This is a genomic window from Flavobacterium sp. ENC (genome assembly GCF_020991415.1).
In the GTDB taxonomy this organism is placed as follows: domain Bacteria; phylum Bacteroidota; class Bacteroidia; order Flavobacteriales; family Flavobacteriaceae; genus Flavobacterium.
Genome location: NZ_JAJMOY010000003.1, coordinates 439,270 through 452,796, shown reverse-complemented (window position 1 = coordinate 452,796; position 13,527 = coordinate 439,270). Strand labels below are relative to the sequence as shown.

At 35.3% G+C, this 13,527-nt stretch carries 15 protein-coding genes and 1 other RNA gene; 6 read left to right on the top strand and 10 right to left on the bottom strand.

Annotated features, from left to right (window positions below; genetic code table 11):
• Positions 1–21: 21 nt before the first annotated feature.
• The 3 genes from LPB89_RS10770 to LPB89_RS10760 form a co-directional block, all read right to left on the bottom strand.
• Positions 22–378, bottom strand: coding sequence for a type II toxin-antitoxin system HigA family antitoxin (locus tag LPB89_RS10770; RefSeq protein ID WP_230701749.1), 357 nt, complete (start codon positions 376–378; stop codon positions 22–24).
• Complete coding sequence (locus LPB89_RS10765; RefSeq protein WP_230701748.1) at positions 375–710, bottom strand: type II toxin-antitoxin system HigB family toxin; 336 nt, start codon at positions 708–710, stop codon at positions 375–377. The genes LPB89_RS10770 and LPB89_RS10765 overlap by 4 nt, the downstream gene beginning before the upstream one ends.
• 70 nt (positions 711–780) lie before the next feature.
• On the bottom strand, positions 781–2,205 hold the full coding sequence (locus tag LPB89_RS10760) for an ATP-dependent RecD-like DNA helicase (RefSeq protein WP_230701747.1): 1,425 nt from the start codon (positions 2,203–2,205) through the stop codon (positions 781–783).
• Between the two features lie 253 nt (positions 2,206–2,458).
• Between LPB89_RS10760 and LPB89_RS10755 the strand changes: the two genes are divergently transcribed.
• The gene (locus LPB89_RS10755) at positions 2,459–3,280 is read left to right on the top strand and encodes a DUF3822 family protein (RefSeq protein ID WP_230701746.1); all 822 of its coding nucleotides are present in this window, start codon (positions 2,459–2,461) and stop codon (positions 3,278–3,280) included.
• Positions 3,277–3,882, top strand: coding sequence for an RsmD family RNA methyltransferase (locus LPB89_RS10750; RefSeq protein WP_230701745.1), 606 nt, complete (start codon positions 3,277–3,279; stop codon positions 3,880–3,882). The genes LPB89_RS10755 and LPB89_RS10750 overlap by 4 nt, the downstream gene beginning before the upstream one ends.
• A gap of 54 nt (positions 3,883–3,936) precedes the next feature.
• Here LPB89_RS10750 and LPB89_RS10745 read toward each other — a convergent pair whose 3' ends face one another.
• Positions 3,937–6,039 carry an outer membrane beta-barrel protein gene (locus LPB89_RS10745; protein WP_230701744.1) on the bottom strand — a complete coding sequence of 701 codons (2,103 nt, stop codon included), beginning with the start codon at positions 6,037–6,039 and terminating at the stop codon, positions 3,937–3,939.
• A 150-nt stretch (positions 6,040–6,189) separates the two neighbouring features.
• Between LPB89_RS10745 and LPB89_RS10740 the strand changes: the two genes are divergently transcribed.
• Both LPB89_RS10740 and LPB89_RS10735 read left to right on the top strand, forming a co-directional pair.
• Positions 6,190–7,548 (top strand): sensor histidine kinase KdpD, encoded by a 1,359-nt coding sequence (locus LPB89_RS10740; RefSeq protein WP_230701742.1) that lies wholly within the window; start codon positions 6,190–6,192, stop codon positions 7,546–7,548.
• A gap of 10 nt (positions 7,549–7,558) precedes the next feature.
• Positions 7,559–8,239, top strand: a complete 681-nt coding sequence (locus tag LPB89_RS10735) for a response regulator transcription factor (RefSeq protein ID WP_230701740.1) — start codon at positions 7,559–7,561, stop codon at positions 8,237–8,239.
• A gap of 3 nt (positions 8,240–8,242) precedes the next feature.
• Here LPB89_RS10735 and LPB89_RS10730 read toward each other — a convergent pair whose 3' ends face one another.
• Positions 8,243–8,902 (bottom strand): hypothetical protein, encoded by a 660-nt coding sequence (locus tag LPB89_RS10730; protein ID WP_230701739.1) that lies wholly within the window; start codon positions 8,900–8,902, stop codon positions 8,243–8,245.
• 202 nt (positions 8,903–9,104) lie between these two features.
• Here LPB89_RS10730 and LPB89_RS10725 point away from each other — a divergent pair, with 202 nt between their 5' ends.
• Entirely contained in the window at positions 9,105–9,299 is a 195-nt protein-coding gene (locus tag LPB89_RS10725; RefSeq protein WP_127338798.1) for a hypothetical protein, read from the top strand.
• A 2-nt stretch (positions 9,300–9,301) separates the two neighbouring features.
• On the opposite strand, the gene LPB89_RS10720 is transcribed toward LPB89_RS10725, so the two are convergent.
• From LPB89_RS10720 to rnpB, 3 genes are all read right to left on the bottom strand, one after another.
• Positions 9,302–10,234: a ketopantoate reductase family protein gene (locus LPB89_RS10720; RefSeq protein ID WP_230701738.1), complete on the bottom strand. Its 933-nt coding sequence runs from the start codon at positions 10,232–10,234 to the stop codon at positions 9,302–9,304.
• Between the two features lie 148 nt (positions 10,235–10,382).
• A complete protein-coding gene (locus tag LPB89_RS10715) occupies positions 10,383–11,633 on the bottom strand; it encodes a cation:dicarboxylate symporter family transporter (protein ID WP_230701737.1) in 1,251 nt (416 codons plus the stop codon).
• A gap of 31 nt (positions 11,634–11,664) precedes the next feature.
• Positions 11,665–11,982: RNase P RNA component class A (gene rnpB, locus LPB89_RS10710), an RNA gene on the bottom strand.
• A gap of 124 nt (positions 11,983–12,106) precedes the next feature.
• Between rnpB and LPB89_RS10705 the strand changes: the two genes are divergently transcribed.
• Positions 12,107–12,400 (top strand): hypothetical protein, encoded by a 294-nt coding sequence (locus LPB89_RS10705; protein ID WP_127338795.1) that lies wholly within the window; start codon positions 12,107–12,109, stop codon positions 12,398–12,400.
• 246 nt (positions 12,401–12,646) lie between these two features.
• Here LPB89_RS10705 and LPB89_RS10700 read toward each other — a convergent pair whose 3' ends face one another.
• Complete coding sequence (locus LPB89_RS10700; protein WP_230701735.1) at positions 12,647–13,018, bottom strand: LysM peptidoglycan-binding domain-containing protein; 372 nt, start codon at positions 13,016–13,018, stop codon at positions 12,647–12,649.
• A gap of 6 nt (positions 13,019–13,024) precedes the next feature.
• The gene (locus LPB89_RS10695) at positions 13,025–13,504 is read right to left on the bottom strand and encodes a BON domain-containing protein (protein WP_230701734.1); all 480 of its coding nucleotides are present in this window, start codon (positions 13,502–13,504) and stop codon (positions 13,025–13,027) included.
• Positions 13,505–13,527: the final 23 nt, after the last annotated feature.

Sequence of the window (13,527 nt, the reverse complement as noted above, 5' to 3'; positions counted from 1 at the left end):
TTTATTATTTAAGCAGAACTATTAGGTGCTATGCAAGAAAACATCAGCAGGAATGCTGAAATAATTCTTAAGCTTTTGTGCCATCTTTAAAGTGATTTCACGTTTTCCGGATAAAATTGCAGAAACGTGACCTTTACTTCCAATTATTGGTTCAAGATCTTTTGCTTTCATACCTCTTTCCTGCATTTTATATCTTATAACTTCCAAAGCATCCAACTCTGGCAATTGATAATTTTTTTCATCATAATCCTTTACTAAAAGAATCAGCAAATCTAACTCATCATTTTCCGGAGTATTAGGTTCTGCATGAAAAATTTCCATCAATCTTAGAGAGGCTTTATTATAATCTTCCTCTGTCTTTAATACTTTCCAATTCATCCTTCTTTACTTTTATCGTTTAAAATTGTAGTGTCAAATTCTACTGTTTCCACATTAATTTTATCGTACTCTTTATGTGTTCCGAACCAAATTACATAACAAGCATTTTGCAGGAAATTAATTGAAACTACTAATCGAAAATCATTCCCTTTAATATTAAAAACAACTCTGTTATTATTTACAATACTGGCGTTCCCGTAAACATTTTTAAGTTCATTGAAATTATTAAACTGAAATTTAGAAAACTCATTATACCAGATTAACAATTGTGTAGATGCGATCGGATATTTTTCGATATAATATAAAATCGTCTTCTTTACAAGAATTTTCATGAGACAAATGTATTATAAAAGTTTTCAAATTGCAAACTTTTTTTTATTTTTATTCTAAATTTAAACTAATTTACTGCTCAAAACTTTCGTCTTTAAAGCCTATCAAATATAACTTATTTTTAGCACGTGTCATCGCAGTGTACAGCCATCTGATGTAATCACGATCGATTCCGTTTGGCAGATAGGGCTGTTCGACAAAAACCGTGTCCCACTGCCCTCCCTGCGATTTATGACAGGTAATGGCATACGAGAATTTCACCTGCAGGCCATTGAAATATTCGTTGTTTTTTACCTTTTGAAACTTTTTGTATTTGGTAGATTCATCTTCATAATCCTTCATCACTTCTTCGTACAAACGGTTGGATTCTTCATACGTCAAAGAAGGAGATTCACTTTTTATGGTATCTAAAATTAAAACCGTTTCGAAAGGTTTCTGATCCGGATAATCGACCATTCTGATTTTTACTTTTGCAAAATTGAATCCGTATAGTTCTTTGATTCCGAAAAGCTCCAGCACTTCAATAATGTCCCCGTTGGCAATAAATCCGGCTTCGTCGGTTTCCTTTAGCCAAAAATAATTATTCTTGACCACCATCAGGAAATCGCCAACCGAAAGTTCACTTTCCTTAAATAAAATCCTGGTCCTGATTTGCTCGTTATACTGATTGGCCCTTTTATTCGAACGAACTATAAAAGCCGTATCTTCAATGCTATAATTGCTGTATGCTGTATTGATGGCGTCCTGAATATCATAACCATCGGTAAGCCTGACAATATCTTTGAATTTCTTTACATTGAATTTAAATTCTGTTATAAAAGATTCCTTCAGCAGTTCGCGTAATTCCGTAGCATTAAACAAAATACCGGAACTTTCTTCCTGACGCATTACTTCATCGAGCTCGATATGTTCGATTTCTTTGTTGTAATGAATACCCAGCGTTTGCGTATCAAGCGCCGGACTTATATCTAAATTCACAGGAGGCAGCTGCGCCGTATCTCCCAAAAGGATCATCTTGCAATTGGTCCCCGAATACACATAGGAAATCAAATCGTCCAACAATGATCCGTTATCGTACAATTTAGAATCTGAAGTTGTGTCTGAAATCATCGAAGCCTCATCGACAATAAAGATGGTATTTTTGTGCTTGTTGATTTGTTTTGTAAAAGCAACTCCACCACCGGAAGATTTTTTAGGAAAATATATTTTTTTATGAATGGTAAATGCAGGTGTATTCGAATAATTAGCGATTACTTTTGCAGCGCGTCCGGTTGGAGCAAGCAAAACAAACTTCTTATTGATATCACCCAGATTATTGACTATTGTTGAGATCACGGTTGTTTTTCCGGTTCCGGCATATCCTTTCAACACAAAAATGGTGTCATTGGCCGGTTCTGTCAGGAAAATAGCGATTTTCTGAAAAAATATATCCTGTTTATAAGTTGGGGTAAAAGGGAATTTTCTTTGTAAAACGCTGTAAAACAGTGATGAATTCATAGGATAAATTTGAATTACAAAGTACGGTCTTTTTAGCGTTAAAGGCAATTTCGGGAATCGATTTTAATGATAATATTTTTAAAAAGAGGCTAATTAAAATTACAGAATTAATAAAAATATAATAAGCCGGTAACTTTAAGAAAATGTTGTTTTTGAAATTGCAATTATTATTGTTGCTTTTTAATTTGTAAGTTTGTCTTTTAACTAAATTCTTTCTTGACACTACAACAGGTAATGAATTGTAAATCAGATTATGGCATTTCAAAATACGAATATCACATCAAAAAAATACAAAAAACTTTCGATTCAGGTTTCGCTGAGCGGATTTTCGTTTTGTTGTTTTGATACGCTTAATAACAGCATCACTTCGTTTAATGAAGTAGAATTTACACCCACACAAAAAGGATCCAAAATAGAGGAATTATATAGTGATGCTTTTAAAAAACATCCGGAATTAAAAGAGACTTATGATGACATTACCGTCATTCACAGTAACAATCTTTCCACTTTTGTGCCTGTTGCCTTATTTGATGAAAATTATCTGGGCAGTTACCTGCAATACAATACCAAAGTTTTTGAAACTGATTTTTTTACGTATGACCAGATTTCAAATTACGAGATGAATACGGTTTACATTCCCTATGTGAATATCAATAATTTTCTGATTGATCAGGTAGGTTCCTTCGATTACAAACACGCCAACAGTATCTTAATTGAGAAAATACTGGAAGCTTCTAAAAATAACGACGATAAAAAAATGATCGTTAATTTTAATCCGGACCATTTTGAACTGATTGTGGTACAGAACCAAAAATTATTGCTGTTCAACTCATTCGAATATCAGACACCGGAAGACTTTTTATACTATTTGCTTTTCACAGCAGAGCAACTGAGTTTAAACCCCGAAAGTTTTCACCTTGAATTATTGGGAACGATAACCAAAAATGATCCTTTTTATGCCATTGCGTATAAATACATTCGTAACATTACATTTTTGGATGTAAGCAGGTTACAAGAAAAAAACAACTACTCTACTGCTCAGAATCAAAAACATTATATCTTATTTCAATCATGAGAATCATTTCAGGAAAATTCAAAGGACGCCGCATTTCTCCACCCAAAAACCTTCCTGTACGACCAACAACTGACATGAGTAAAGAGGCATTGTTTAATGTGCTGAACAATCATTTTAGTTTTGAAGGCTTAAAGGTTCTGGATTTATTTTCAGGTACCGGAAATATCAGTTTCGAATTCGCTTCAAGAGGAAGTGCTCCTATTACCTCGGTTGATGGCGATTTTGGGTGCGTAAAATTCATCAAACAGGTGGCCTCAGAGTATGATTTTGAAATTGCAGCGACAAAAAGCGATGTTTTTAAATTCCTTGAAAACTGCAAAACTTCTTACGATATTATTTTCGCAGACCCTCCGTACGGTTTAGACCAGGCGACTTTTGAAAAAATAGTCCTTACGGTCTTCGAAAGAGATTTGCTTCACGACGACGGAATGATGATTATCGAACATTCCAAATATACCAAAATGGAGCATTTGAGTAATTTCTCCTTTCAGAAAAGTTATGGCGGTTCCTTTTTTACCTTCTTCGAATTGAATTCTACGGATGACGACGAAGAAATGGCCGATGAAACATCTAATAAAGCTACAGAAGAAGACGAAGGATAAATTCTTCTTTTCAATCTTAAAAAGTCTCCTGAAATTCAGGAGACTTTTTGTTTTTTAACGGATTCTGTTTTGGTTTTCGTCGATATTTCGCTCTTTAAATTCCGTTTCTTTTATCTTCCCAAAGGAATATTTTATAGCGATTGAAATTTCATGATTATCCACTACATATCTTGCTTTAGAATAAATCGTATTGATGGTGAATTTTTCGGTTTCAGTGTTATTTTTTAAAATATTAGTACAGCTCAAAGTAAATTTCCATTTTTGAAAGTACGTTTTTGAAACGGCCATATCTACAATAAGTCTTGGATTTGTTTCAAAAACACCGGTTTTTTGCTTCGTTAGTCCCCAGAAATTCAAAGTGAAGACATATTCTTTTGGAAGTCTGAATTCGTTATTGGAAGAATAATACAAATAAGGTTCCGAGGCCAGCACTACTGCAGATTTATCTTCAATTTTTTCCAAAATGAAAACCAGGGAATTGGTCGTTGTCCAGAATTTATAGGTAAAGGGTACCGTAAAATCAAGGGATACTGCAGCGCTTTTATCGAAATTGATATCTTTAAACGTCATGATGTTTTTTTGATCATCAAAAGAAAAACTATTGTAAACCGGATTATTGGTTTTGGTAAAACTTAATCGGACCGATTTGTCATGATACTGAAAATTTGCAACAATCTCATCTGTAATCGTTGGCACTAAATTAATATTCCGGGCATATAAAAAGTATGGATTAATATAGGTAGAACCCTGACTTAAAGACGAATAATTAGGTCGTGAAATACTTTTGGCATAGTTTACCGAAATACTTTTAACACTGTCTATTGGAACTGTAAACTGCATTTTCGGAAAAAGATTCGTGTAGTTTTTATCCAGTAAGGGTACTTCGTCTGTTTTAAATTTTCCGGTTACTTTTGAGTTTTCAACCCTGAACCCCACTGAAAAATCGATTTTTTTAATTTTACCGGACAATTGTGTGTATCCGGATATATTTGCCTCTTTGAAATTGTAAAAACTCAATTCGTTTTCATCGGTTGCGGTATAAAAAACAGCAACATCCGATTTAGAATTTGCTGCCGAATACAAACCGCCAAATTCGAGTTTCATTTCATTTTTAAATTTTTTCTCGATATCCATTCTTCCCGAAAAATAATTAATTTCAAATTTCTGATCCCTGATTTGTGTTTGTTCGAATTGCGTATCATTATAATTGTCATTTACTTCGGTAAACAATCCCTGATCAAAATTAGAATATTGCAGGCCTGTAAAAAACTGTGCATCAAACGGCTTTATCTTTTTCTGATAATTTAAAAAGAAGTTGACGAAATTCTTTTTGCTTTGATTTCCCGTCCATGTGATCACATTATTTATTTCGCTGTTGTTTTTATTATAAGTTGTGGTATTGATATCAAAAGAATCTTTTTGCAGTTTGCTGTTGATACTAACCGAAAAATAATCATCGTCATTTATTTTGTAGAATAAACCTCCGCCAAAAACAAACTGGTTTCTTTTGGTAAGCGCCGTTACATCATAATCGGAGGCAATATTCGCTTGCGGAATCTGATATTTAATACTGTGGCTTTCCCAGGGCTGCAGTTTATTGTAATTGAAATTTGCTTTCCATTCAAGCTTACTTTTTTTGAAATTTGAATTGAATCCGAGGTAATTGTTATACTGTTTTTTGAAAGAAGCGACTTCCGAAATTTCCGTTCTGAAACTGTCTTTTTTACTAAATTTCCTTGTAATTAAAATTACGCTGCGGCCTTCTGCCTCGTATTTGGAAGACGGATTCTGAATAATTTCAATCGTTTTGATATCGGCCACTGCCAAAGCATTCAGGTCATTTATTCCCGCTTTTTGATTATCGATATAAATCAGCGGACTTCCCTTTCCGATAACGGTAATATTTTCTTTATCGGAACTGATCTGAACAGTTGGTAATTTCGCCAATAAATCAACAGCATTCGGAATTGAATTATAAATCGAATTTGCAACGTCCACTTTTATATTTCCGTTGGTATTGCTGAACGTTTTTTTGTTCTGAGTAATCACAACTTCCTCTAATTTATTTGAAATACTGTCTTTTGGTATTTCATTTTGAGCGTTTCCGACAATTGAAAAACAAAATAGTAACAGCGCGAGAATAATTTTTAAAAACATATAAATTTTCATTTAACACTAATTTTCAGATTGAGATCCTGCAAAAATGCTTCTAAAAAATTGCCGCGAAAGTTAATTGGAGGTTAATGCGGAGTTAATGCTCCAATTGTATCTTAAAAACAGTATTTTTGGAATGAATTTTCGATCTGTATGAAACAAAGAATCAATTTATTAATAGCCTTTTCCGTTGTCGCCCTGATTATTTTATCGGCGGTACAATGCTATCTGGTAAAGACGACTTATGATTATAAAGTGGCCCAGTTTCATACCGAAATCAAAAATGAAATAGCGCAAATCTCAAACAATTACAGTGATATTGATGCTGTTATTGTTGCTAAAAAAGAAGCGCTTTATAAACAATTAACCGAGAAGTACGTTCAGGGAAAAAAATCTAAAGCTGCAATTCAAAATGATATTATTGACAATGAATTCAGAGATGCCTTAACGCTGAAAATCCAGCGTAAGTTTGAAAGGGAAATGCCGAATCTCCGAATTGATTTTGCCATTGTCCTGAACAAATTCGTACTGTATCAAAACAACAAAAAAGCAGATACGATTTTCTCTCAGAAACCTTTGATACAAAATAAACTGTACGGGAATCTGGCTTCGTTAAATCATGCTTTTCTAGTTCGGAATTATGTCGGGACCACGAATGGAACATTTGAAAATCAGGAGTATAAATTACTGACGGAAGATTCGATGTACATTTCGGTAATCGACTGGGAAATGATCATTTTAAGGCGTATGGCCGTTGTTCTTACTTTGTCTTTACTTTCTGTTTTCACTTTGATAATGCTTTTTATAATTGCGATCAAAGCCTTAATCAAACAAAAAAAAGTAAGTGACGTCAAGACTGATTTTATCAATAATATTACACACGAACTCAAAACGCCTTTAGCAACATTAGGCATTTCAACAAAGATATTAGAACAGAAAAATATTCGTGATAACGACGAAAACTTCCATGCGATTGTGAATACCATCTCGCGACAGAATAATCGTTTGCAAAGCTTAATCGATCAGGTTCTGGCCAACTCACTGGCAGAAAACGAAATCGAATTACAAAAAGAAAAAATCAACACCGAAGCTTTCCTGCTTTCGATTGTAGAAGATTTTAAAATTGGGTATCCGAAAATTACAATTGAAACCGATTTTCAAACGCAAAAAACAGTTTTGGTTCTGGATAAATTTCATTTGACCACGGCTATTTTAAATGTGCTGGAAAATGCCGTAAAATATGGTTCCAGCAACATTTCCGTAAAAACAAGAAAGCATCAGGATGAGTTTGCAATCAGTATTGAAGATGACGGAATCGGCATTTCCAAAAACAAACAAGCCCTGCTTTTTGAGAAGTTCTACAGGGTTGAGCAAGGCAATATACACAATGCAAAAGGCCTTGGATTAGGCTTGTACTACGTAGATCAGATTATAAAAGCACACCAGGGTTCGATTGCCGTGATGAGCGATTTGGGAAAAGGAGCCGTGTTTACGATTATGTTTAAAGTTTAAATCATTTCCATTGAAAAGAATACTTTTAGCCGAAGATGATTTTGATTTTGCCAATATGCTCAGGCAATATCTGGAACTTTACCATTATGAAGTAATTTGGGCAGAAGATGGTGAAATCGCACTTGATCTTTTTAAAAACCAGCGTTTTGACATTTGTGTTTTTGATGTAATGATGCCCAAACTGGACGGTTTTTCTTTAGCGGAAAAAATCATCAGAATAAATCCTGAGATTCCTTTTATTTTCCTGACCGCCAAAAAACTAAAAGAAGACAAAATCATTGGACTGAAACTAGGTGCTGACGATTATATCGTAAAACCTTTCGAAGCCGAAGAACTGATTTTGCGTTTGCAAAATATCTTAAAAAGAAGCCGTCAAAAAGACCTTTCAACGGAAACAGCAGAAATTCAGATTGGATTATATCTGTTTGACACCCAACGCCTGATTTTAAAACTAAACAATAAAAATCAGCAGCTTACAGAAAAAGAAGCCGCTTTGATTCAGTATTTTTATTTGCATAAAAACCAATTGCTGAAAAGAGAAGAAATACTGAAAGCTATTTGGGGCAATGATGATTTTTTCTCGGGCAGAAGTATGGATGTTTACATCAGTAAAATCCGGAAATATTTTAAGGAAGATGCTGCAATCAGTATCGAGAGTATCCGGAATATTGGTCTTGAATTTAAAATATAAAATCTAATTTTTTTTCTTTTCAAATCCTAGATAATAGCTGATTCCCGCCCCAACTGTTTCCGTATTAACTCTTGAACCGGAATGGTTTACTTCTGTTAAAGCTTTTCCCATATTCACTCCGTTGTAATACAAATTGACAGAAAGCGAATCATAACTTTTATCCGAAAGTACAATATCGATTCCTAGTCCTATTCCAAACGAGTGCTGCCATTCGCTGACAGTTTCTTTTGTAGTTACAGAAGCCGACGGTTTCGTCTGATTGATGACCGTATAATAACGATCTGCGCCAATTTTTGAAACATTAAATCTCGGTAAGATCTGAATAAACACATCACCCGAATTTACTTCTTTACTGTACAACGAAATCTTGGGTGTCAGGTTAAAATTAAGGGCATATGCCTTACTGGTTCTGAGATCGAGCGTATTTCCCAATGCATCTTTTTTACTGTAATCCTCCAGGTTTCCTATAAAATAACTGACTCCTATCTCGGGTTTCAGAAAGCGATGGGCTTTTACCTCTAAACCAGCTCCCAATTCTACAAAGGAATTGTTTTGAAAGTCAGAATGCGAATATGCTGAAATATTGGCAAATATTCTGGCATGCTGTGCATTTGAATTTATACAGGACAAAACCAACAAAAAGAAAAGTATTTTTTTTATCATAGCTTATTTTACAATGTTCTGCCTTAAAATAATAAGCAGTAACAGCGCGCAAATATAACATTAAAACAATACCATGATATAGAAATTGAATTATTTTCTTACAGTTCATTCAATGTAAATCTTATAATCGGAATCGGTAATTATATAACTAATTGAGTATTAATTCAGATAAATTTGTTGGTAACATTTAAAAACAAAAATCATGAACCTAAAAAGATTATTTGGAGGATTACTTACACTCCTTGGTATTATCGGCCTAATTTACACAGCAGTTATTTTCGCAGGAACTTCTGGCGAAACAAGGGATATTAAATCCTTAATTATTTATGGAATACTTGGAATCGTTTTCTTTATGTCGGGAATCAGTCTGGTTCGTGCCACAAAAGACGAATCGTAGACCTACGCTTCTTTTGGGTTTGATAATTTATCGAAAACCAATTGATAAGTTGGGGTCTCCACTTCATATTTATGGCCTTCATTAATTACAAATTCGGTTAATGAAGCCAATTCTATATTTCTTCCGGCCAACAAATCACGATGCATCGATGAAGTTGTATCCGGAGGAGTTTTTTCAAGTTTTAAAATCGTCTGCATAATAATATCCTCAGGAAGATTGAGTCCTTTTACGGCTGCAATCATTGTAATTTCATTCATGAGCGAAACGTATACATTTCTGCCCGTCCGGCTTTCCAGAATTTGTCCAATGTTAAAATCCAGATAACAGGTTGCTGACGCTAATACCGAAATAAAAACAAATTTCTCCCAAACGGTGTCTTCAATATTGTCTACCAGATGACTATCGATCGATGCGTTTTTAAAAATGGCCTGCAGGGCTTTCATTTTGGAAACAGAAGCGCTTTCAGATCCAAAAAACAATCGTTGCAGAGCGCCGACGTTATGAATAACGCCAGGTGATTCAATCATGGAAAAAATATAAACACAACCTTGCAGCACTTCATTATCCGGATAAAGGGTACTGATACGTTCCGGAGCATCAACGCCATTATATAAAGGAAGAATTACTGTGTTTTTGGTAATGCATTTACTTAGCGCAAGAAGACTTTCTTCGATATCATAGGTCTTCGTGGCACAAATTAAGTAATCGAGTTTACCGATAACAGCAGGATCATTTGACACTACTTTTGGAAAAACTACCATTTCTGAATCCTTCGTAATGATTTTCAATCCTGATCCTGAAACTACTTTTAACGTTTCACCACGGGCAATAAAGACAATTTCGATGTCTTCCGATTCCTGATATGCTTTCGCTAAAAGTCCGCCAAAATAACCGCCTACTCCACCTAGACCTAAAATTCCTATTCTTGTTTTCATGATAAATGTTAAATGTTAGATGTTGGATGTTAGATGTTGGATGTTAGATGTTAGATGTTTTATCGACTTCAAATAGCAGTTCAAATAAAAAATTCTTGTAAATCCGTATAATCTGTGTAATCCGTGTGCTATCCTCCTTACTAAAAAATTATTCCTCCACAACAGGTTCCAGATTCAGCTCTGTAAAGTCATGTTCACTTTTAGAAATTATGATTGTGGCTACCGTATTTCCAATTAGGTTTGTGATGGCACGGGCTTCACTCATAAATTTATCTACTCCCAATAAAAAAGCCAGGCCTTCAACGGGAATTTTATGAATCGCTGTCAGCGTCGACGCCAAAACAATAAAACCGCTTCCGGTCACACCGGCCGCACCTTTTGAGGTAATCATCAGTATACCGATAACGCTCAGGATTTCAAAAAAACTCAAATGAACATCATACAACTGTGCCAGAAAAATTACCGACATCGATAAGTAAATGGAAGTCCCGTCGAGATTAAACGAATATCCGGTCGGAATTACCAGTCCCACCACCGATTTACTACAGCCCATTCGCTCCAGTTTCACCATTATACTGGGCAGAGCCGCTTCAGAAGAGGAAGTTCCGAGTACCAGTAAGAGTTCTTCTTTGATATATTTTAAAATCGAAAGGATACTTATTTTATAATATTTCAGGATACTTCCCAAAATCAAAAACACAAACAAAATCATGGTCAGGTATACGCAAAGCATCAGTTTTCCCAACGGAATCAAAGTTTGCAGTCCAAACTTGCCGATTGTGTATGCCATTCCCCCAAAAGCACCAATTGGAGCGAGATACATGACATATTTCAAACCTGTAAAAACTACTTTTGAGAAACGTTCCAAAACCAGAATAGTCTGTTCTCTTTTCCGGTAAAAATTTAAGGCGATACCACAGACAATTGCGGCCAGTAAAACCTGAAGCGTAAAATTAGAAAGAAAGAATTTCAGCCAGGAGAAGTTCTCGGCCGCATGATTCGTATACTGACTCGCATCTTGCAGCGCCAGGCCTGTTTTATCGATTTTTCCGGGTTTAAAAACATAAGCAATTGTAACTCCAATTGCCAGCGCAATAGTCGAAACAATTTCAAAATATCCCAGTGCTTTTACACCGATACGGCCTACTTTTTTAAGGTTTCCCATTCCAGAAATTCCAAGAACAATGGTAAGAAAGATAATCGGACCAATAAAAAGCTTGATAATATCTACAAAGGTCTTGCCGACGATTTCCATTTTCATCCCGTTTTCAGGCGAGAAATGACCGAGCAGAACACCAGCAATAATCGCGATCAGCACCCAGAAGGTAAGATTGGTTATAATGACCTTAAACGTACTTTTTTTAGGTTTATCCGAAGAATTGGGGACAGGAATATTCATGAAAATTAGTTAGATGGATTCACAAATATATAAAAAATGCAGACCTGTAAGCCGGATTCTGTCTCTGATAAATCAGAGCCTTATCATTTATCTAGGCTTACAATTACTCATAAGCTCGAGCTACCTACCCTTCAGCAACGAACGAGAAGCCCTTAAATGCTGATATACTTGGTATTTCACCGCATAGAGTTTACCTGGTTTCACTACAGCATTACCTGTACATACTTTCTGTTGCACTTGTCCTTGCCTTATTGCTAAGGCCGACGGGTGTTACCCGCTATGCTTCTCTGTGGTGTCCGGACTTTCCTCCCTCCCGATAAATCGGAACGACGATAAGGCGGTCTGCGCGGCAAAAGTAGCGATTTATCTACTAAGAATAATGATTTTAAATTTCAGATTTACTCACGTTTTTCGTAATGATTTAATTTTAAAATAGTTATCTTTAAAATCCATAATTTTAAAATACGATTATTATGACTAGAATGTATCATTACGCAACTGTTTCAAAAGCTTTAGATCAATTACATGAGAAAGGATTTACCTGCGATTTTAATTTAAACTCTGACGCAATTAAAAAGAATCCTGAAAAATTTGAAATTGTACATGTGTATCGATACGAAGGGGAATCAGACCCTGGCGATGAGGCAGTTGTATACGGAATTAAATCAAACTCCGGCAAAAAAGGAGTTTATGTATCAGGGTTTTCAGCGGATTCCGATTCCGAAACCGCACAGATTTTATTGGATTTGAGTATAAAGGGAAGGTGATTTTTTAAACTTAAATTCCATTTTTTTTTAAATTCCAAATTCCAATAATCGGACGGAGAAAATTGTCGTTTTGGGGAACGGGGGATTTCCTTTCTTGATGTCGCGGAGATGCTTCGTTCCTCAGAATGATACAAATTCTACGCAAAATGGTTATGAAACCTTGCTAAATCTTAAAGCCTTGCAGTTAAAAGCAAAATAATAAAAAAGTCCATCAGACGACGGACTTTTCTAAACAGCAAAATTAAATTACACTGTTGGTATTTTCAGTTTCCAGCCCACCTGAATGAGGTCCGGATTTTTGATGATATCTTTATTGGCTTCGTAGATGTCCTGCCAGGAAACGCCATATGCTTTTCCGATTTTAGATAGTGAATCTCCGTTTTCCACTGTATATTCTCTTGAAACTTTTTCAGTCACTTCAATATTCATCACAACATCAGCCGATCTGTAATCCGGATCTATTTTGTTGTAAGCGTCCCAAAGTTTGTCTTTATCTGAAGCAGAATTGGCCGTACCATCAATATAGAGTACATTATCCTGTTCTCTGACCTGTAAATTTGTTATTCCTAAGTCAGCAGCCAGATTGGTTACTGCGCTGTATTTTTCCTGTAAACTCATCACTCCTTATTTTATGGTTAGTTTATTTTCCACTTTCTTAGGTTTCAATTCCTGCACACTTTGCATTAAAGGCTGCAACTGGTTTCTTTTGATTTCTCCGGAGAGTGTTACGACACCGCCTACAACGGTAGCACTTACTCCATCGTAAGCTTTTACGACATCACTTACCGATTTATCTAATGTACTGTCCGAATTAATGACAACGGCCGCTGCAACAGGTTCTGTTTGAGGTGCCGGAATTTCGCAGTTGTTCACAACAGATTTTACTCCTTTGACCCCTTTTACTATGTTTTCTGTATTTTGCTTAAAAGCCTCATCGTTACAAATACCTGTAATCGTGGCAACACCATCCTGTACCAAAACCTGTACTTCAGGCTTGTCTCCTAATTTTAAGGCAATTTCTTTTTGTATATCGGTGTCTTTTGGAGTACATGCGAATAGAGAGCAAGCAAGTCCCATTCCCAATAAAATTGATTTCATTTTCATAATGCTATTTTTTAATAATTAAC